This window comes from Paraburkholderia sp. RL17-373-BIF-A (genome assembly GCF_046030175.1).
Taxonomy (GTDB): domain Bacteria; phylum Pseudomonadota; class Gammaproteobacteria; order Burkholderiales; family Burkholderiaceae; genus Paraburkholderia.
Window position 1 is genome coordinate 23,396 of the sequence record NZ_JARESO010000055.1, and the last position, 19,566, is coordinate 42,961.

Sequence of the window (19,566 nt, forward strand, 5' to 3'; positions counted from 1 at the left end):
CGCCAGTTTATTTGTCAATAGCGAAATGTATCGCTATACACAAATCGCGAGAGGCCTAAGATGAGAATAGAAAGGCACAGGCCATCGGTTAACATGGACCCTTTTTTACGGACGAGCGCGGGTGTGAGCAAAGCAGCGAAATCGCCCACGGGCAAAGGCACAGGCGGCAGCGAGACGACGGACGGCGGCAAGACGCAGCGCGGCATTCAGAGCGTCGAAGTGGGCGGTCGCGTGTTGCTGGCGCTCGCGCAGGCGCGCACGCCGCTCGCCTTGTCCGACCTCGCCAGCGCCGCGCAGATCGCGCCCGGGCAGGCGCACGCCTATCTGGTGAGCTTGAGCCGGCTGGGTCTGATCAAGCGCGACGAGCTTTCTGGCCGCTACGAACCCGGCCCGCTGTCGTTGCGGCTCGGTTTGCTGCATCTGGAAAACCAGCCGGCGTTTCGCGCCGCCGTGCCGCGCGTGGCCGCGCTGGCCGAAGCGATCGGTTTCAGCGTCGCGATCTGTATTGCCGGGCCGCAAGGGCCGACCATCGTTCGCTATGAGCACGCGGGCTTTCCGTTGCACGTCAATTTGCACGTGGGCACGGTGATGTCGCTGCCGGCCACATCGACGGGACGCGTGTTTTGCGCGTTTCTGCCGCGCGCGGCGCTGGATGCCATGTGGGCGAATCAGTCCGGCGCGGCGAATCGCGCCATGACACCGCCTGACCAAGGCACCGCCTTCGAAGCCACGCTGGATGCGATCCGCGCGCGCGGCCTGGAGTGCAGCGTGGATGCGCCGAGTCCGGGCATCAGCAGTCTGAGCGCGCCCGTGCTGGATGCCGACGGCCGCTTGTCGCTCGCGCTGACGGTGATCGGCTCGACCGGCGCGATCGACGCCGCCGCTGACGGTCCGATCGCGCGCGCACTGCTTGCCGCGGCGCGCGACATCGGCGCCGAACTGGCAACCGCACCTTCCCTGCTGGCTTCTTCCGCATCGTGACCGATTCTCTCGACACATCTCCCCGCACTTCCGCCGAAGCCAAACCTCAGCGCGGCATCCAGTCGCTCGATAGCACGGGCGAGTTGTTGGCGGCGCTGGTCGCGGCGGCGCGCCCGCTGAATCTGCGCGATCTCGCGGCGGCCGCCGGCATGCCGCCGGCGAAAGCGTTTCCGCACCTGGTGAGCCTGCTCAAAATCGGCTTGCTCAATCGCGATGCGGCGGGCTGTTTCGAAGCCGGGCCGCTCGCGCTGGAACTGGGTTTGATCGGTTTGCAGCGCTTGTCGCCGACGCGTGAAGCGGAGCCCGAGGTGGTCGAACTGGCGGCGTCGACGGGCATGAGCGTCGCGATGGCGGTGCTCGGGCCGCTTGGGCCGACCGTCGTGCGTCTGGAGGAATCGGCGCGACCGCTGCACGTGAGCCTGCGGGTCGGCACGGTGATGTCGCTGGCGAATACGGCGATCGGCCGCGTGTTCGCCGCCTATGTCGCGGACGACGTGCGCGCGGGCTTGCTGGCGCAGGATCATCTGCGGTTGGCGGGCGCGGATGCGGCCGATGTTTTTGCGGGGAAGGCGAAGTCGGCAGCCGCCACGGACGCGGCGTCTGCTTTGCCGCCGCTGACGAAAGCCTATGCGCAGCGTCTTGCGCAAATCCGTGCGGACGGCATCGATACGGCACTCAGCCGCCCTGTGCCGGGTATCAATACGTTAGCCGCGCCGGTGCTGGATCATACGGGCAGCATCTGCCTGGTCCTGGCGTTGATGGGGCCGAGCGGCAGCTTCGACAGTGAATTGACGGGCGGCCCGGCGCAAACTTTGCGCGCCGCGACGTCACGCTTGTCGCGACGTTTTGGGTGGATGGCGGCGGCTGCCGAGTAATCAAAACTGCGCGGAAATCGACAAGCGACTTTCGCGCCGCTCAATCCCCCGCCGCCTCCGGCTCATGCGACGCCAACCTCGCCTTCGCATGCCGCATCTTCTCGAGCGTCTTCGGCCCGGCTTTGAGCGCGACGCCAATCGCCAGCGCGTCCATGATGCACAGATGCACGAGCCGCGACACGCCCGGCGTATTCGGATCGATCGGGCTCGGCACGCGCAGCAGCAGCGCAATATCCACCAGCCACGCCAGCCGCGAGCCGACATTCGTCAGCGCAATCGTGGTCGCGCCACGCTCCTTGGCAATCTGAATGCTTTCGTTGACTTCGACACTGCGACCCGAATGTGAAATCGCAAAGGCGACATCGCCCGGTTCCATGAGGCCCGCGTAAAGACGCTGAAGATGCCCATCCGTAAACGCAGTGGATGCAATATCGAGCCGCAGAAACCGCAGCGCCGCATCTTGCGCGACCAATCCCGAACCCGAACCGACGCCAAAGAAAAACACCCGCCGCGCGCTCGACAACGCAGCAATCGCACTCTCGACTACCGCCGGATCCAGCGCGCCACGCGCATGCGTGATGCCGTCGACAGCCGCCTCGCCCACCTTGTCCATGAGCGTCTGCACGTCGTCGTCGCGCGCCACCGCCGTGGATGCATACGGCAGCCCGCCCGCCACGCTCTGCGCCAACTGCATCTTGAAGTCGCGCAGACCATGCGCACCGATCGCGCGGCAAAAGCGCGTGACGGAAGGCTCGGACACGTCCGCGCGCTGCGCGAGTTCGGTGATGCTCGCGCGCATCGCGAAGTCGACGTCGCTCAACACCATGTCGGCGACCTTACGCTCGGCGGGCCGCAAACTGGCGAGTGCGCTGCGGATGTGGGGAATCAAGTTCGGTGCGGACACCCGGTGTTCCTTAAAAGCGCCCCCAGACCTGTCGCTTCGTGCGAGGCCCCCCGAGGGGATGAGAAAACTTGGGGCGGCCCGGCGTCTTCTCACGGGTTAAATGAATCCGCGTCGCAGCTTCAGCGAGCCCGAGGCAAGCTCGTATCGACCTCAAAACAGCAACACGCGGTTCAGACCAGCCTGCGTCCACTCTCCGTATCGAACAGATGAATATGTTCGGCCGGCAAACGCAGCGTCACGCGCTGGCCGGGCTCGATTTTCGAGCGCTGACGAGTCGTCACGCACCACGTGCTGCCGCCTATTTTCCCGTACAAGTGAGTCTCCGCACCAGTCGGCTCGACCACTTCGACTTCCATCGTCGCGTCGGGTGTCGGCGTCGTGGTTTCGATGTGTTCCGGCCGCACGCCGAGCGTGACCTTCGCGCCGACCACGGCCGACGCGGGCGCGCCTTCCAGCACGATCTCGCCACCGTCCGTCAGATTCAGCGCGAGGCCCTGACCTTGCGCGCGGCTCGCGATCACACCTTCAGCAAAGTTCATCGACGGCGAGCCGAGAAAGCTCGCCACGAACAGATTCGCCGGATGATCGTACAGTTCCAGCGGACGGCCGATCTGCTCGATCCGCCCCGCGTTCATGACGACGATGCGATCCGCCATCGTCATGGCTTCGATCTGATCGTGCGTGACGTAGATCACCGTATTCTTCAGCCGCTGATGCAGCGCCTTGATTTCGGTGCGCATCTGCACGCGCAGTTTGGCGTCGAGATTGGACAGCGGCTCGTCGAACAGGAACAGCGACGGCTCGCGCACCACCGCGCGGCCCATTGCCACGCGTTGCCGCTGGCCACCCGACAGCGCGCGCGGCAAACGGTCCAGATAGCCGCCGAGGTTCAGCATCTTCGCGGCGGCTTCGATCCGCGGCTTGAAACTCGCCGACGACTCCTTGCGAATCCGCGGCCCGAACGCGATGTTTTCGTAGACGGACAGATGCGGATATAGCGCGTAGCTCTGGAACACCATCGAGATATTGCGCTGCTGCGGCGCGAGACTGTTCGCGCGCGTGCCGCCGATCATCAGATCGCCGCCGCTGATTTCCTCGAGCCCCGCCACCATGCGCATCAACGTGCTCTTGCCGCAGCCCGACGGCCCGACCAGCACGACGAACTCGCCGTCGTCGATGTCGAGATCGATGCCGTGCACCACTTGCGTGTCGCCATAGCGTTTGAAGATGCCGCTCAGTTGCACTGCTGCCATGCTGTCCTCATCATCTTGCTTCGTTGACTCGATCTCGTGCTACTTGCAATGTTGCCGCGCGCGGTTCAGAGCGATTCGAGCGTCAGTTCTTCCGCCATCAGACGGTTGCCAGCCATCAGGCCCCCGTCGACCGGCAGCGCGACGCCGGTGATCACGCGCGCCATCGGTGAGGCGAGAAACAGCACGGCGTCGGCGATGTCGTCAGGTGTCGCGAAGTCGCGCAACGGGTACCACTTTTTCAGATCCTCGAAGACCTGCGGATTCTTGTCGACGCGCGCCTGCCACGCCTGCGTCTTCACCGTGCCGGGACACACGATGTTCGCGCGAATCCCGTAGCGGCCGAGTTCGAGCGCGAGCGCCTTCGTATAACTGATGAGCCCGGCCTTCGCCGCGCTGTACGCCGGATGACCGAGCGCGGCCATGCCGTTCACCGAACCGATCAGCACCAGCGCGCCCCGTTGCCGCTCGATCATCGACGCGCGCACGGCCTCGACCGTGTGAAACGTGCCGTTCAGATTCAGATGAATGTCACGCTGCCAGCTCGCGACATCCGTCGTGGCAAGTGTCAGCCCTTGTGCCGCGCCCGCGTTGGCGACCAGCACATCCACCGGAGCGCGCACCTTGACCGCGGCGGCCACGGCTTGCTGCACTGCGGCGGCGTCGCCGAGATCGACCGCGATCGGCGTGACGTGCGCCTCGCCGAGTTGCGCGGTCAAAGCCTTCAGCGCGGCGGCGTCGATGTCGAGCGCCAGCACCGTATCGCCCTGTTCCACGAAGCGCTTGCACAACACGCTGCCGATGCCGCCGCAAGCGCCCGTAACCAACACCACACGATTCATGTCCGCCTCGCTCTTCACCCGCGCCGCCAGCACCGGATTAGCGTGTAAATTTCTTACAAACCAAGGTTGGCGCAGTTGTCTAGTCATCCCGAAGATTGGGTATCCGTGACATCACCCTATGCAGAATACCCCTGCTTTACAGCATCTTATGCACAAAACTGGCCGGGAAGAAATATGGCAGACCCTACGTGACAAGCTATTTTGCGTCATGTAGGATTTTTTCAAACAATTCAACCCGAAGCGGCCGGCGACGGCAGCAAACCACCCCAGGAGAGAGAAATGTCGTTGCATGCCCGTGCTTCCCTCGCGCTAGGCAAAATTGCCGTGGCGCTCGCGTTTGCAGGTATCGCCGTCGCGGCTCACGCCGACACGGTCCGCGTGACCGTCGCCCACTACAGCGACGCGACCGCACCATACTTCGAAAAGATGGCCCGTAACTTCGAGAAGGCCAATCCCGGCACGACCATCAAGATCGAAGATGTGAACTGGGACACGCTGCAACAGAAACTGCAAACGGACATTTCAGGCAACGCCAACGCCGACCTCGCGATCGTCGGCACACGGTGGCTGCTCGACTTCGTGAAGGACGACGTCGCCGAGCCGCTCGACGGCTATATGGACGCCAGCTTCAAGAGCCGCTTCATCGGCCCGTTCCTCGCGCCGGGTGAAATCAACGGCAAGGTGTACGGCCTGCCGATCGCCGCTTCCGCACGCGCGCTGTACTACAACAAAGACCTGCTCGCGAAAGTCGGCTATCCCGACGGCCCGAAGACCTGGAACGACGTGATCGAAGCGTCGAAGAAACTGAAGGCGCAGGGCATTGCCGGCTTCGGTCTGCAAGGCAAGGAAATCGAAACGGACGTCTACTATTACTACGCCCTGTGGACCAATGGCGGCGACGTGGTCGGCAAGGACGGCAAGGCGGCGTTCAATTCGCCGGCCGGAATCAAGGCCGCCACGCTCTACAAGACGATGATCGACCAGGGCCTGACGCAACCGGGCGTGACCGGCTATAGCCGCGAAGACGTGCAGAATCTGTTCAAGCAAGGCCGCGTCGCGATGATGATCTCCGCGCCGTTCCTCGCCAAGCAGATCAAGAAAGAAGCGCCGAACCTGAAGTACGGCATCGATCCGATTCCGATGGGCACGGCACACGCCACCTACGCCGTCACGGACTCGATCGTGATGTTCAAGAACTCGAAGGTGAAGAAGTCGGCGTGGAAGTTCCTCGACTATCTGTTCACGAAGGAACCGCGCGTGGAGTTCACCACGACCGAAGGCTTCCTGCCGACCACCAAGGCTGAGGCAACCGACCCGGCATTCAATGATCCGGACACCAAGGCCTTCGTCGCGCTGCTGCCGACCGCCCACTTCGCACCGACCGTGACCGGCTGGGAAGACACCGCCAAGGCCGTGACCGATGCAATGCAGTCGATCTACCTGGGCAAGGCGAAGCCGGCTGACGCATTGAACGCGGCGGCCACGCAAGCGAACAAGTCGCTCGGTAAGTGATCACGCAGCACAGTCGTACTTATCTCGTAGTGATCTGCTGAACCCGGAACGCGCGCCGCCACTACGAAGGCGGTGCGCGTTTCGCTCGTAATGCACTATCCGGCCCATCCCGACGCGCCTGCTCATCAATGCGGACGCGCCTTACGATCGAGCACGCATGAGCCGTTCCGCTTCTTCGCGCCTGCAAGCGCCCTGGTTGCTGATTGCGCCGAGTCTGGTACTGGCGCTCTTCATCATCAGCTATCCGATTTTCAACATCGTGTGGCAATCGCTGCACGAGGTCTCGCGCTTCGGCGCGATTCGCGATTTCACCGGTCTGCGGAATTTCTACACGATCTTCAGCGACCCCGCGTTTCTTGCCGCCGCCAAGCGGACCATTGTCTGGACCGTGTGTGTAGTGGGCGGCACGGTGCTGATCTCGGTGCCCGTCGCCCTGGTGCTGAATCAGGATTTCTACGGACGCGGCGTGGCGCGCACGATCGTGATGCTGCCGTGGTCCGTCTCGCTGACCATGACCGCCGTGGTCTGGCGCTGGGCCTTCAACGACGACTACGGCATGGTCAACGTCACGTTGCAGCGGCTCGGCTTGATCAGCGGTCCGATTCATTGGCTGGCCACGCCGGAGCTCGCGTTTCCGGTCGAAATCGCAGTCGGCATTCTGGTGTCGATTCCGTTTACGGTGACGATTCTGCTGGGCGGTTTGTCCTCGGTGCCCGGCGATATTTACGAAGCCGCTCGCATGGACGGCGCGAGCGCCTGGCAGCAGTTCCGCAAACTCACCATGCCGCTGTTGCGGCCATTCATCAACATGACGATTCTGTTGAACGTGATCTACGTGTTCAACTCGTTTCCGATCATCTGGGTGATGACGCAGGGCGGCCCCGACAACAGCACGCACATTCTCGTCACGTATCTCTACGAGCTCGGCTTCCGGCTCGGGCGCCCCGGCGAAGCTGCAGCGGTGTCACTGATCATGCTCGTCATGCTGTTCGTTTTCTCGATCGCCTATCTGCGCCTGCAGCCCGCGAAAGAAGGAGATCCGTCATGAATCTCAGCGTCAAGATGAAGCGCTCGCTGTGGTGCTGGCTCGCGCTGTCGCCGCTAATCGTGGTGGTGCTGTTTCCGTTCGCCGTCATGCTATTTACGGCGTTGAAGCCGGCTTCCGAGATTTTTGTCTATCCGGCGCGCTGGTTGCCGGTGCATTGGCAGTGGAGCAATTTCTCCGACATGTGGGTCGCCGCCAATTTCGGCGTGGCGCTACGCAATAGCACGGTGATCAGTTTGCTGTCGACCGCGCTTGCGCTGGCGGTCAGCTTGCCGGCGGCGTATGCGTTGGCTAGGTTTCCCTTTCGAGGACGCGGGCTCTACCGTCAGTTTCTGCTCGTCACGCAGATGTTGTCGCCTATCCTGCTCGTAGTCGGCTTGTTCCGGCTGGCAGCGATGATTCCTTATGGCGACGGCAACCTGGTTGACTCCAAGATCGGCGTGATCGTCTCTTATGCGGCCTTCAACATCGCGTTTGCCGTGTGGATGCTGTCTTCGTACTTTCAGACGGTGCCGCGCGATCTGGAAGAGTCGGCGTGGCTCGAAGGATGCGGACGGACCAAGGCGGTCTTCAAAGTGTTCCTGCCGCTCGCGGTGCCGGCGATCGTCGTCACTGCGATCTTCACGTTCATCAACGCGTGGAACGAGTTTGCCGTCGTGTACACCTTGATCCGCTCACCGGAGAATAAAACGCTGACCGTGCAGGTGACCGACATGGTCGCCGGGAAATACGTGGTCGAGTGGCATCTGGTGATGGCCGCTACGCTTTGCGCCACGTTGCCGGTTTCGGTGGTGTTCGCGTGGTTGCAGCGGTATCTGGTGAAGGGGCTCGCGCTGGGCGCGGTGAAATAGATTCGGTGACAAGCGCGGCAGGCGGTGGCCTGCCGTTGCATTGCATCACGCTGGATTGCCGCCTTTGGGCGCGAACCTGCCTAAGCAGGTCGCGCTCTCCGCATCTCTTGCGTTACTCCGTGCCGCGCACAATCCGCAGATCGCGCTCGACGCCATCGCCCAATGCCGCCAGCGCCTTCTTGTAGAGTTCGCTTTCGTAGGCCGCGACGGCTGCTTCGTAGGTCGGAAACTCGATCACGACCGTCCGCTCCTTCAAGCCTTGCTCACGAGCCTCGTCCGCCACGCCACGTACGATGAACTTGCCGCCGGCAGCCGCCACGGCGGGCACGGCAAGCTGCGCATATGCGCCAAGCTTGGCCGCGTCTTTCGTCGCGCGATATGACGTCACCCAATATCCCTTGCTCATTTGAAGCTCCTATCAACGTTGGAAAAGCAGTCGTTGTCGTGCACGACGGCGAAGAGGGATTATGACGCCTGCCGGCATCCCTGTTGCTCGCATGGTCAACGGCTCCAACTGCGGTTGGTGAATTGTAAGGCGCCGGCTCGCGTTCCGTCACGAGGGCGGTCCTGCAAATACTCGCAATTCAGGTTACGCTGTTTGCGGCCCTCGCTCTGGCACCAAGCCGGCCACGCAACAGATTCTTCCCATTAGGACCACCGCAATGACACAACCGCTCACAATCGATTTTGTCTCCGACATCGCCTGCCCATGGTGCGCAATCGGCCTCTCCTCGCTGCAACGCGCGCTCTCGCGCCTTGGCGACACGGTCGACGCGCAAATCGTCCTGCATCCGTTCGAGTTGAATCCGGACATGGGACCGGACGGCGAGACCATTGTCGACTATCTCGGCAAGAAATATGGGCGCACGGCGGAGCAAATCGCTGAAACGCAGGCGGCGATTCGCGAGCGTGGTGCGAGCGTTGGTTTTGCCTTCGGCCCGCGCACGCACGTGTACAACACGTTCGACGCGCATCGCCTGCTGCATTGGGCCGGCATCAAGGGTGCGCAGTTGCCGCTCAACCTGGCCCTGTTGCGGGCCTATCACGGCGAAGGCAAGGACACCAGCAACCACGAAGTGTTGATCGAAGCGGCGCAATCCGTTGGGCTCGACGCCGCGGAGGCACGTGACGTACTGCAAAAAGGAACCTATGCCGCGGAGGTTCGTGCGGAGGAGCGGAATAACGAGGCAATGGGGATTCAATCGGTGCCGGCCACTATCCTCAACCGTCGCTATCTGGTGAGCGGCGGACAGCCTGTCGAAACTTTCGAGCAAGTCATCCAGCAGATTCTGGCTGAAGCGAAGGACGAAGGTTCACAAGCCGCGTCGCGCTGAACGTTCTCCATGCACCGGCAACATCATGCGTGCCGGAAATCGGCGGCATGTGGCGAGGGCGTCACTTTGGCGTGGAGTGCAGTACGTGCCGAGACGCTCAACCCGCACGTGCTACCGTGACCACCGCGTTTCGGTGACCTGAGTCCGGCTTACGGCGACACCATCCCGTTGAGTCGCGTCTGATCCTGCTCGTTGTTATAGAGCTGGTTGTTGTACCGGCGGTTTTCATACTGCCGGTTTTCATACTGCCGGTTCTCGTATTGCCGATTGAAATACTGACGATTGTTGTACTGACGGTCCTCGTACGCACGATTATTCGCCGCGCGATCTGAATACGAGTCGACTCGCAACATGAATAGCGCCTGCGCCGCAGGAGTTTGAGCGTGCACCTGCTCGTTCATATGGACACACGCAACAAGCGCCACGATCACAGATAGCGAACGACGCGTAGTCGCTTTCGGCAAGTTCATCAATCCTCCTGGTGATCGATTCCCGGACTCCGCCCATGCTAGCCGGATCCTGCGATGTCCCAACTGGCGCATCGCGAAGGCCCGTCACGTCTTCCGAAGATCGGACGGCAAAAGGCCGGTCCGCCGTCGACGGGTGGCCTTGCATCAAACACGTCATAATCGAAGCGCGCGCCCACCACAGAACCTTTTCAGAAAGATGCCGCTCAACCCCGAATCTCCGCTCGCGCGCCTCATGCTCGCGCCCGTTCGCCCAGGTAGCGTCGTCTGGCTCGGCGTACGATCAATGCGCCGCGAACCGATGCGAGTCGTCGAAACCGTGGAGGCGCGCGTTGGCCACGGACTTGCCGATGATCACTACAGCCGCGCCGGTGGCAACAGGCAGGTCACTCTGATCGAGACAGAAAGCCTGGCTGCTATTGCGAGTCATTTGGGGCAAAGCGCGGTGTCGCCCCTGAATCTGCGACGCAACGTCGTAACGTCAGGTATCAATCTCTATGCGCTGAAGGCACGCCGCTTCCGGATCGGCGACGCGATTCTCGAAGCCACGGGCGAATGCCACCCTTGTTCCCGCATGGAGGAAGTGCTTGGAACAGGCGGATATAACGCGGTCAGAGGATTCGGCGGGATCACTGCGCGCGTGGTGGAAGATGGGACGATCGCGCTTTTGAGCCAGATCGTTCCGATCGACTGAAGACCGCGAGCATAGCGCTCGCACAATGACGCATGCCCGGCAGCAGCCAGGCATGCATCTTCACAGACTACTCGTCACGAACCTGCTTAGAACGCGTGACGCATCCCCACGGTGACTGCCACTTGCGTGTTGGTCGAAGACGGCGACAACGTGTTGATCATGGCATGCGAGAGTACGGAGTCCGCCGGCGCACCGTGCACATTCTGATAGACGCCTTCGAGATAGAAGTCCGTACGCTTGCTGATCGAGTAATCGGTCTGCAGCATGGCCGTGTTCCATCCCGGCGACGAACCGTTATAGGCGCCATGCGTGTACGTGTACTCGCCGGATACGCTCAACGCCGGCGTAAGCGCGTACTTTGCGTTCACCTCGTAGTTGTCGAGACGCAGTGAACCGGCCAGCGATCCGGCAGACGGGTCGCCCGAACCGAGGTAGCTGCCCGTGCCGAACGAGAACACGCCCGACGCGTTGTCGATCTGCGTGTGGCTCCAGACCAGCCCGACAGTGGCCGGCCCGAACGTGTAGTTACCGCCCAGCGACCAGATACGCTGGCGTTGTGCGAGGAAGTTCGCGCTTGCATCGCTCGAAGTCACCGCGCCGCTGCCGTTGCCCGCGTTGTTCAATTGCAGATAGCCGGCGGCAAGATTCACCGGACCTTGCGCATACGAAACGCCGAAACCGTATGACCGGTTATTCCCGAAGTCGCCGGCCTTGTTGCTGAACGAATACATCGTTTCGAACGTAACGCCGCGGTAGGTCGGGCTCGCGTACTTGACCGAGTTGTTGATCACGACCGAATTCGCAGCAAGGTTGTCGTTCTCGAACGGATGCGCGGCCATGCTGCCGCCCCACGTGTTGAACTCCGCCGTGAGCGGTCCGACGAGGTCGTTCATCACGTCGAACTGGCGGCCGAACGTCAAGGTGCCGTACGGATCGCTTTGCAGGCCGACCCACGCCTGTGAGCCGAAACCATCACCGGAGAATGCCTGGGCGCCGTTGTTCAGCAGGAAACCTTGCTCGAGTTTGAAGACCGCGTGCAAGCCGCCACCCAAATCCTCCGAGCCCTTGAGACCGAAGACCGTGTTCTGGGTCGAACTGCTCACTTCCTGCCAATTGCTGTGCCCAAACTGATTGTTCGTGTAAACCAATCCGGTATCGATGAGGCCATAGAGCGTCACGCTACTTTGCGCATGCGCCGACATCGTAAATGCGCCGAAGAGCGCGGCCGCGAGTAAAGATTTTTTCATACTTTGTCGGCTCCGAGATCAAGCGGTAATTGAGGGTATCAATTGCTCTTTCCACCAGCGCCATGCACACGCATGCAATACATTTGCAACCGTTGTTGCGCAAACCGCGAGAAGCATAAGTAGTTATTGGATGTTTATTGCGCGACACATCATTTCAATGGCTTTGCCATGGTGCGCGCTTATCTATTGCATGGTTTTCATATCGGCTCAGTGGACGCGTACTAGCCAGCGCGGCGGTAAACGAGCCCCCCAATCATAGGGCGATGAAAATAAATGAGGTGTCAAAAAAAATAAGCCGCGTGGCGTCAAAGGAACAATGAGGGGGCGAAGCTTAACGCGTTGCGGGATCCGCCGGGAGTCAGTGTGGCGCGATTTTGACGGCAACGCCGAGCGAAAGGAATACGTAATTTAGCCAAAAACAGGCCGTTTGAGTTCATCGGTTTGCGACTGTCCAATGCTTCCCGAAACTGGCGCTTAAGGTTCTCTTAAGGAGCCGGCTTACATAGTTCGGCCACTCGCGGTTCGTCTTGCCGAAATAGCGCGACGTCATTCCCACCGACTTCTTCATCGCGGCGACCTTGAATCCAACAGGTCGGTCGCCGCTTCTCGAATGCCACGACGCCCATGAAAATTCATAGAATTCTGGAGCAAGCCCGTCTGCGGCCCACGTTCCCACGAGTCCTGGTGCTGGAGTTTTTTCATGAGCACGCTCGTGACCACTTCAGCGCTGAACAGGTCTATAAGCTTCTCAATGAAGACATGCGCAACATGAGCCTCGCCACGGTCTATCGTGTGCTCGGTCAACTCGTGGATGCGGATTTATTGTCGGGCGTGGCCTTTGGCGAAAGCCGCATGGTCTACGAACTGAATGACGGAACCCGGCACGATCATCTCGTCTGCACGGTCTGCGGTCGAATCTATGAGTTCTTCGATGCGGAAATCGAGGCGCGACAGCAGTCTGTCGCGAACAGCCTCGACTTCGCGGTGACGGCACGTCAGTTGGTTCTGTTCGGCATTTGCGCCGGGTGTAGAAAGAGCGGCGCGCAGACGCGATTGATGATGAGATAGAGACGCGCGACGCCGCTCATCGATTCATGCTTGAGTCGCTGCCGCTGCCGCCGCAAGTGCGCGGAAGTTTGCGGGCGTGGCAAAGGCGAGATACTGCTTCTGCATCTCTTCCGTCAACACTTCGATCAGCAGAACGTTTTCGATCCACAATTCGATCACATCGAAAAAGTTGCGCCCGCGCGTGCAGCGCACCGCGCGCCAGCCTTCTCGCTCGCCGATTGCGAAGACTTCCTCGGGGGACAGTTTGCTCGCAATGGCAATGTGAAATGCGCTGTATCGCGGAGCAGTGCTCGAGCCTGGCACAGACGAAACCTGTTCGCCGTCGGGGCTGAGCACGCGATCGTTGGGATAGGTCTCGATGATCGAGCCACGGTCGTCGCCAGCTATCGCCATCCACGAATCGGGAAAGGAAGGGAATGGTGCGTGAAATCCGCCCCACAGTTCGGCGATGACACGTGCGACGTTTTCCGGATTGCGAGCCGGGATGGAAGCATGAAACAGCATGAGTGACCTCCGTCGAAAATCTACATTGAGGTTCGGTCCTTGTATTGCGTTCTAAAGGCGGCCTTTGCGCCATTCTCTTTTGTTGTCGTATGCGTCGGCGCGTGTCGTGCATAGCACGCGCACTCGTGGCGTTCAGCAGCTGCGTTGCCACGCACGGGGCATTCCGCGAATCAGCAATACAAGCGCATCGGGCGGCGATACTCCCACTTGGCGGATGCACCGTCAAGTGGGGGTATCACCGCCACTTTCGTGTGATGAATTGCACTGCGATTCGCGACCTTTTTTCTTTCTGGCGGTCGCGGATCGTCTTAACTAAAGCGGAGGAATCGGCATCGACACAAGGAGGCCGCCATGGGCGTGCGCGTTCGGCCAAAAGCGCGGGAAAGTGCGGCGGACAAGGCGCCGGCGCGATACGGCTTGTGGGGCTGGCTCAAACAAAAGGACAACCGCACGGTGCTGCAGTTCGTCGGTGCCGGCATTGTCGCGCTGATCGGCGTGCTCACGACGTTGGGTATCCTTCATCAACCGGCCCCCCTAGAAGCTCACCCCGTTCCGTCCGCCACCGCGGCGCCGCCGGCGCCACCCCCGCCGCAACCGGTCAATCAGAGCGCGACCGCGAATGGTGACGCCGCTACCAACGTGTCGGGCTCGAGCAATGTGGTGGTGATCAGAAAATGAACCGGTCGAGCCACCTGTCTGTGCTGATCGCCACGATCGTGCTTGCCGTCGCGGCCGCCGCTACAGAATCAGCATCGGCACAAACAGCAACGCGCACGTCGAATGAGCGCCAGTCGGCTTCAGCCTCTGGCGGCGGCATCGCGACCAATGTCATTGGCAACGGCAACACGATCAACGTCAGTTCGGCCGACGCCGCCGTGCTGTCGGAGTTGAAGTCGCGAATGCGCGAAGAAGCGCGGCTGCTCAACGAATTGAAGAAAGCCGTGGCGTCCATCCAGGCGATGACGCAAGCACCCACCACCGCGCCGGCGGCCAACCACGCACTGGCGGCCTTGCAAGCAGGCGATTCGGCTCCGTCGGTTGCGCTATTGCATGATCAGGAAGCCAACGTCGCCAGACAGGCGGAGCAAAACGCAAATTCGGCCGCGGCCGACAAGCATAAGGCCGCGGAACTGGCCCGGCAGCAAGGCGCATTGGCGTTCTTTACCGACACCGAGGGCGCGCTCAAGGCTTACCAGCGCGCCGCCGGATACGAACCGGACGATCCGGACACGCTGATTTTCATCGGCGACCTGCAGGACCGGCTCGGCCAGACACAACAGGCGCTGACGACATTCGATCAGGCGCGTGCGTTGCTCGAACGAAAGCGGGCAGCGTCGCCCGACAACGCTGCTCTGCTAAGCGACCTTGCGGTAGCGCATGACCGGATGGGCGTCGAGATCCAGAAGCAAGGCGACCTCGATAGCGCGCTTGCGCACTTCAGACAGGCGCTTGCCATATTGCAGAAGCTGGTTCAACAGGATCCGCGCAACCAGGAGTGGCAACGCGATCTTGCCGTCACGCATGACTCGATTGGCGCTGTTCTTCAATCGGCGGGAAAGATCGCGGACTCTCTGGCGGAGTTTCGGCAAAGCATGGCGATCATCGAAACGCTTGCTCGTAACAAGCCCGACGATGTCGATCTCCAGCTCGATTTCGCACTGGCGCGCTCGCGCATCGGCGACAGCCTTCTCGAACAAGGTGACTTGACCGGTGCATTGGTTTCGTATCGCCAGGCAGTGACGGTGGCCGACGCACTCGATCGACGCGGTCTGGCTGATCCGGCTAAACCGCACAATTCTTCGCCCAGAATCATGACCGTAGCCGAGGCGCGATTTTCCGCTCATCAAAGGCTGGGCATCGCGTTGGAATCGAAGGGAGACTATGAGGGCGCGCTGGCGGAGTATCAGACGGCGCTGAATATCGCCCAAGCGCAGTCGCAGAAGGACCCGAACAACGTCGATGGGCAGAAAGAGATTCTGTCCGCGCATTTGCGTCATGCGGACGCGCTCATTGCGCGCGGTGACAACGACGCGGCGTTAGCTGAGCTGCGCCAGGCGCTGACGCTCGGCGAGTCGCTCTCCCGCCGTGAACCTGACCACCGCTATTTGCAGGAAAGCGTGGCCCTCGCGCACGTGAGCATTGCCATGCAATTACTCGCGCAAAAAGACGCAGCACAGGCGGCAAACGAGGCGCGGCGCGGTATTGAATTGCTCACCCCGCTCGCGCAAAGCGCGCCTGGCAACAAGTCGTGGCAGTCCGATCTCGCCACGGGTCACTCGTTGCTGAGCGCGGCGCTCCTAGTCCAGAATGACCTGCCTGGCGCTTTGGCCGAGTCGCAGAAGAGCATCGACATTGTCGACGTGCTCGCTCGCGACGATCCGTCGAACGCGAGTTTGCGGCAAACTCTCGCGGAGTTCCACATCATCCGTGCAAGCACGCTCATGGCGCAGAAAAACGCCGCCGACGGCGCTTCTGAAGCGCGCAAGGCCACGGATGCCATCGAGCCTATCGCGAAGCGTGATCCAGACAATGCGATGACCCAGTCGACATTGGCGGAGGCGTATTTTCTGCTGAGTAAATTGAGCGCCACACCGGACGAGCAGCGCGATTTCCGCAACAGGACGATCGAAATTCTCACGAAGCTGAAAGACCAAGGGAAGCTCATGGGCGCTTTTACCCCCATGCTGCAAACGGTACGAGCCGATGCAAGCGCGGACTCCGCCGCACTTTCGCAATCTTCCAAATAGAGCGCCTGCCCCGCAGGCATCATGCCTTATGGCTTCTTGAAAGTGCTGTACAGCGTCTTCGCAAGCGCAGTCAACTCGCCACCACCCTCGCGAAGCGACGCGATCTCCGCACCGCTCTCCAACGTCTGCTCCACGCCGTGACTCCGATCGCGCGCGACGGCTTTCTGAATGGCCTGCGGCAACGCCGACAGTTGATCGACCACGTCGAAATCGCCTAAGCCCGTGAGCATCGGATTGTCGGAGCCACTGAGCATGGAGCGTGCGTCAGCCTTGAAGAGAACAAGCGGCTTGCCCGCATGCCACGCAAGCGACGCCTCGACAACCGTGCCTTCATCGGCAACGCGGCCGTTGAGATTGGCGACCACCGCATCGCAACGCCTGAGCAGTTGATAGGTATCCAGGCGGAAGATCGCGCGGTCGAGCATGTGCGCGGCTTCTTCAACCGACGCGCCGAGCTTCTCGAGTTCCGGTTTGAGCTTCGCGAACTCGAGACCGTCGCGATGCGGAAGAAATGTCGTCAAACCCGCAGCCTCCAGCGTGGCTGCAATTGACTCCATTTCGGCCCGTTCGGCCGCGTTGAAGAGCGGTCCTGCGCAATACACTCGTGGCATCTTTCTTCGTCTCCTGAGGATGGAGGAAATCGTAAAGTACCCTCGCAGCGCGTGTTGGCATGCGACTGCGAGGACCGTTTACGATAACCATCGACGAGGCAAAGTCAATGCAGCGTGTCGGTCACGTATTGCCCGGCGCAATTGGCGCGTGGGCAAGTACCTGTGCTATGAACCAGGTCGCCCTCTCGCTCTTCCGCTCAGTCGTAATGCCGATGCTTGTGATGACGCTTGCCCGACCGGTTGCCGCGGGAATAGTCGTCGGCGTACGAGTTGGAGCGCGAGATGTTGCCGCCGAGCGCCGAGCCCGCGCCGCCGCCCAATGCAGCGCCGACGAGACCGCCGCCACGACCGCCCATCGCATTGCCAGCCGCCGTGCCCGCGCCGCCGCCTAGCGCGCCGCCGATAATGGCGCCCGTGCGTTCCTTGCGATTCGACGTGACCGCGCCGCCGGCGCCGCCGCCCACTGCCCCGCCGAGTACGGCGCCCGTGCTGCCGCCGACCGCGCCGCCCAGCGCAGCGCCGGCGACACCGCCGAGCGCGCCGCCAAGCGCGTTGTTCATATCGCCAGCCATTGCCGACAAGGACGCCGAAGCCGTGAGCGCTGCAACGGCAACAATCTTGAGGATTCTCTTCGACATAACAAGCTCTTTCATTGTTGTTGACGGCGCCGAGTATAACCGCGCTTTTGAAAGGCCTTTGTAACCACGTCACTTCACATCGGTAAGACGTGTAACAAAATGATCGAAGGGTTGAGAGCAGAGGTTTTTACAGCCTCAAGCCAAACAGGACGAGAATACGGCCGGTTGCTTTTGCATATCCTACGGATAGCTAATCATATTGACGATCATACCGACACTACTGGCGAGCCGCCGTAGACCGGCAGCCCGCCAACCGCTAATTCGAACCTTATCCGCGACGCTTCTTTTTCAACTCGATGGTCTCGAACAATTCGTAGTTCTGCGTCGGCGTTTGATCCGCGCCGGGCGCGTGATAGTAGTTCATCGTGACCGTGGTCTCGCCGCCCGGATGCCCCGGATCATGATCGAACACCGCGATGCCATAACCGGTGCCGGTATCGCGTTGCGCCGACCAGATCGCATCTTCCACCGCGTCCGCGTTCGCGCGCACGAAAGTCCCGGCTGTCGTGCCGGCCACCGGCCGATTAGGGCGCGTGAAAATACGCGCCTGCGGCAGTCCCGTGCCGGCATCCAAGCCATAGACATCCAGCGGCGCGCTCGTGCCGCCGCCGCCGAGAATCAGGTGAATCGTGCCGTGGCTCGTATCGAACGTGGATGCGCCCGACGACACCGCCGACATCACCGGTTTCGGCTGCAATGTATCCACCGGCCGGCCCGTCGCGATGTCGGTGCCCTTGTTGTGGTTGCAGCCGCGCACGGGATAACTGCGCTCGTAGTCGTGATCGTGGCCGCACAGCACCAGGTCCACGCCGTAGCGATCGAACAGCGGCAACCAGGCCTCGCGGATGCCTTTATCGGAACCGTTGCCCGTCTTCGACGAACTCAGCGCGTCCTGATGCATCTGAACGATGATCCAGTCGACCTCGTCGTCTTCGGAGGCACGGTGCAATGTCTTCTCCAGCCAACGCGTCTGCTCGCCGGCGCTGTAGCCGCGCACATAGAGCGACGTACCGGGTTGTATAGGCGGATTGCCGGTGCTGGCCACCGGCACCAGCGGATCCGGGCCGGCAACGAACGCGGCCGCGTCCTGATACACGACGTCGTCCGCATCGAGCGAAATGAACAGCACGGAACTCACGCGAAAGCTGTACCAGCGGCCCTGAAAGCGCGTGTGATTATCCGGCAGCGTATAGCGCGCGAGATACGAGGCGAGGCCTTGTTCGCCGTTATGGAACTCGAGCTCGTGATTGCCAGGACACGGCATCCACGGCCGGTTCGACGCGGACGTCTGGCAGTTGTTGCCGAAGTCGCGCCACACATCAGGCTGGTGCGTCGGATTCAGATTGGCGTAACACAGGTCGCCATTGAGCAGGTGGAACAGCGGCTGAAAGCGCTCGACCGCCTGCACCGCGAAGCGGCTTTGCGGCGACGACAGAACCCAGCCGGTATTCGGCGTCGCGAGATCGCCATAACTTGTCCAGCGAAACGGCGCGCGTCCACGCGGCGCAGTACGGAAGTTCGCGGTGAAGGGCTGAGCCGCGTTGCTGTCGTTCTCGGCGGTCACCTCGTATTCGTAACTCGTATCGGGTTTCAGATCTCGCAGACGCGCGTGATACGTGAACACGACCTCGCCGTTGAGGCCGTCCGTATAGGTGCTTTGAACGCCATGCACCGTATGTTTCCCCTCGCGCGCGCCGCTGACGCGCACCTGCGGGTTCACTGCCGGCGCAAGCGACGCCCACGACACCGTGACCTCGTGGGTCGGATCGTTGCCCCAAGTCAGGTGGACTTGCTCCGGTGTACCGTCGGGTGCGCTGTTCGCCGCGCGCGCCGCCGATGAAAGCGTGCCCGCCGCCGTAGCGAGACTGGACGCACCGGCAAACTTCAGGAACCCACGACGCGAGACGATGGAAGCGCCTTGATCGGTCGGCGAAGCCTTAGCGATTTTTCTGTTCGACATGTCTGGTGTTGTTGTACGGGGGTGGAAGGACGCCGA

The 19,566-nt window shown here is 61.6% G+C and carries 21 protein-coding genes; 10 read left to right on the plus strand and 11 right to left on the minus strand.

Annotated features, from left to right (window positions below; genetic code table 11):
* The first annotated feature begins 93 nt into the window (after positions 1-93).
* Together P0D80_RS39105 and P0D80_RS39110 are read left to right on the plus strand one after the other, a co-directional pair.
* On the plus strand, positions 94-981 hold the full coding sequence (locus P0D80_RS39105) for an IclR family transcriptional regulator (protein ID WP_408291746.1): 888 nt from the start codon (positions 94-96) through the stop codon (positions 979-981).
* Positions 978-1,856, plus strand: a complete 879-nt coding sequence (locus tag P0D80_RS39110; RefSeq protein WP_408291748.1) for an IclR family transcriptional regulator — start codon at positions 978-980, stop codon at positions 1,854-1,856. The genes P0D80_RS39105 and P0D80_RS39110 overlap by 4 nt, the downstream gene beginning before the upstream one ends.
* Positions 1,857-1,896: 40 nt before the next feature.
* Here P0D80_RS39110 and P0D80_RS39115 read toward each other — a convergent pair whose 3' ends face one another.
* From P0D80_RS39115 to P0D80_RS39125, 3 genes are all read right to left on the minus strand, one after another.
* Positions 1,897-2,760 carry a MurR/RpiR family transcriptional regulator gene (locus tag P0D80_RS39115; RefSeq protein ID WP_408177307.1) on the minus strand — a complete coding sequence of 288 codons (864 nt, stop codon included), beginning with the start codon at positions 2,758-2,760 and terminating at the stop codon, positions 1,897-1,899.
* 170 nt (positions 2,761-2,930) lie between these two features.
* Positions 2,931-4,013, minus strand: a complete 1,083-nt coding sequence (locus P0D80_RS39120) for an ABC transporter ATP-binding protein (protein ID WP_408177308.1) — start codon at positions 4,011-4,013, stop codon at positions 2,931-2,933.
* 65 nt (positions 4,014-4,078) lie between these two features.
* Positions 4,079-4,852: an SDR family oxidoreductase gene (locus P0D80_RS39125; RefSeq protein WP_408291750.1), complete on the minus strand. Its 774-nt coding sequence runs from the start codon at positions 4,850-4,852 to the stop codon at positions 4,079-4,081.
* 279 nt (positions 4,853-5,131) lie between these two features.
* Between P0D80_RS39125 and P0D80_RS39130 the strand changes: the two genes are divergently transcribed.
* The 3 genes from P0D80_RS39130 (at position 5,132) to P0D80_RS39140 (ending at position 8,260) form a co-directional block, all read left to right on the plus strand.
* Complete coding sequence (locus tag P0D80_RS39130) at positions 5,132-6,364, plus strand: ABC transporter substrate-binding protein (RefSeq protein WP_132378942.1); 1,233 nt, start codon at positions 5,132-5,134, stop codon at positions 6,362-6,364.
* A 157-nt stretch (positions 6,365-6,521) separates the two neighbouring features.
* The gene (locus P0D80_RS39135; RefSeq protein ID WP_132378944.1) at positions 6,522-7,412 is read left to right on the plus strand and encodes a carbohydrate ABC transporter permease; all 891 of its coding nucleotides are present in this window, start codon (positions 6,522-6,524) and stop codon (positions 7,410-7,412) included.
* A complete protein-coding gene (locus P0D80_RS39140) occupies positions 7,409-8,260 on the plus strand; it encodes a carbohydrate ABC transporter permease (RefSeq protein ID WP_408291753.1) in 852 nt (283 codons plus the stop codon). Before P0D80_RS39135 ends, P0D80_RS39140 begins: the two co-directional genes overlap by 4 nt.
* A gap of 112 nt (positions 8,261-8,372) precedes the next feature.
* Here the strand turns inward: P0D80_RS39140 and P0D80_RS39145 are convergent, their stop codons facing one another.
* Positions 8,373-8,666: a DUF1330 domain-containing protein gene (locus tag P0D80_RS39145; protein ID WP_408177310.1), complete on the minus strand. Its 294-nt coding sequence runs from the start codon at positions 8,664-8,666 to the stop codon at positions 8,373-8,375.
* 256 nt (positions 8,667-8,922) lie between these two features.
* Here P0D80_RS39145 and P0D80_RS39150 point away from each other — a divergent pair, with 256 nt between their 5' ends.
* Positions 8,923-9,594 carry a DsbA family oxidoreductase gene (locus P0D80_RS39150; protein ID WP_408177311.1) on the plus strand — a complete coding sequence of 224 codons (672 nt, stop codon included), beginning with the start codon at positions 8,923-8,925 and terminating at the stop codon, positions 9,592-9,594.
* A gap of 149 nt (positions 9,595-9,743) precedes the next feature.
* Here the strand turns inward: P0D80_RS39150 and P0D80_RS39155 are convergent, their stop codons facing one another.
* The gene (locus tag P0D80_RS39155; protein WP_408177312.1) at positions 9,744-10,064 is read right to left on the minus strand and encodes a hypothetical protein; all 321 of its coding nucleotides are present in this window, start codon (positions 10,062-10,064) and stop codon (positions 9,744-9,746) included.
* Positions 10,065-10,347: 283 nt separating this feature from the next.
* On the opposite strand from P0D80_RS39155, the gene P0D80_RS39160 reads away from it, so the two are divergent.
* On the plus strand, positions 10,348-10,755 hold the full coding sequence (locus P0D80_RS39160) for an MOSC domain-containing protein (protein WP_408177313.1): 408 nt from the start codon (positions 10,348-10,350) through the stop codon (positions 10,753-10,755).
* 86 nt (positions 10,756-10,841) lie between these two features.
* On the opposite strand, the gene P0D80_RS39165 is transcribed toward P0D80_RS39160, so the two are convergent.
* The gene (locus P0D80_RS39165) at positions 10,842-12,002 is read right to left on the minus strand and encodes a porin (RefSeq protein ID WP_408177314.1); all 1,161 of its coding nucleotides are present in this window, start codon (positions 12,000-12,002) and stop codon (positions 10,842-10,844) included.
* A 624-nt stretch (positions 12,003-12,626) separates the two neighbouring features.
* On the opposite strand from P0D80_RS39165, the gene P0D80_RS39170 reads away from it, so the two are divergent.
* Positions 12,627-13,070 (plus strand): Fur family transcriptional regulator, encoded by a 444-nt coding sequence (locus P0D80_RS39170; RefSeq protein ID WP_408177315.1) that lies wholly within the window; start codon positions 12,627-12,629, stop codon positions 13,068-13,070.
* 24 nt (positions 13,071-13,094) lie between these two features.
* Here P0D80_RS39170 and P0D80_RS39175 read toward each other — a convergent pair whose 3' ends face one another.
* Entirely contained in the window at positions 13,095-13,574 is a 480-nt protein-coding gene (locus P0D80_RS39175; RefSeq protein WP_408291757.1) for a hypothetical protein, read from the minus strand.
* Positions 13,575-13,925: 351 nt separating this feature from the next.
* Between P0D80_RS39175 and P0D80_RS39180 the strand changes: the two genes are divergently transcribed.
* On the plus strand, positions 13,926-14,252 hold the full coding sequence (locus tag P0D80_RS39180; RefSeq protein ID WP_408291759.1) for a hypothetical protein: 327 nt from the start codon (positions 13,926-13,928) through the stop codon (positions 14,250-14,252).
* Positions 14,249-16,321 (plus strand): tetratricopeptide repeat protein, encoded by a 2,073-nt coding sequence (locus tag P0D80_RS39185; RefSeq protein WP_408291761.1) that lies wholly within the window; start codon positions 14,249-14,251, stop codon positions 16,319-16,321. The genes P0D80_RS39180 and P0D80_RS39185 overlap by 4 nt, the downstream gene beginning before the upstream one ends.
* 26 nt (positions 16,322-16,347) lie before the next feature.
* Here the strand turns inward: P0D80_RS39185 and P0D80_RS39190 are convergent, their stop codons facing one another.
* The 4 genes from P0D80_RS39190 to P0D80_RS39205 form a co-directional block, all read right to left on the minus strand.
* A complete protein-coding gene (locus P0D80_RS39190; protein ID WP_408291763.1) occupies positions 16,348-16,932 on the minus strand; it encodes a nucleoside 2-deoxyribosyltransferase in 585 nt (194 codons plus the stop codon).
* A 197-nt stretch (positions 16,933-17,129) separates the two neighbouring features.
* Positions 17,130-17,570, minus strand: a complete 441-nt coding sequence (locus tag P0D80_RS39195; RefSeq protein WP_408291765.1) for a hypothetical protein — start codon at positions 17,568-17,570, stop codon at positions 17,130-17,132.
* Positions 17,571-17,776: 206 nt separating this feature from the next.
* On the minus strand, positions 17,777-17,881 hold the full coding sequence (locus P0D80_RS39200; protein WP_408291784.1) for a hypothetical protein: 105 nt from the start codon (positions 17,879-17,881) through the stop codon (positions 17,777-17,779).
* A complete protein-coding gene (locus tag P0D80_RS39205; protein ID WP_408291767.1) occupies positions 17,839-19,530 on the minus strand; it encodes a purple acid phosphatase family protein in 1,692 nt (563 codons plus the stop codon). Before P0D80_RS39205 ends, P0D80_RS39200 begins: the two co-directional genes overlap by 43 nt.
* Positions 19,531-19,566: the final 36 nt, after the last annotated feature.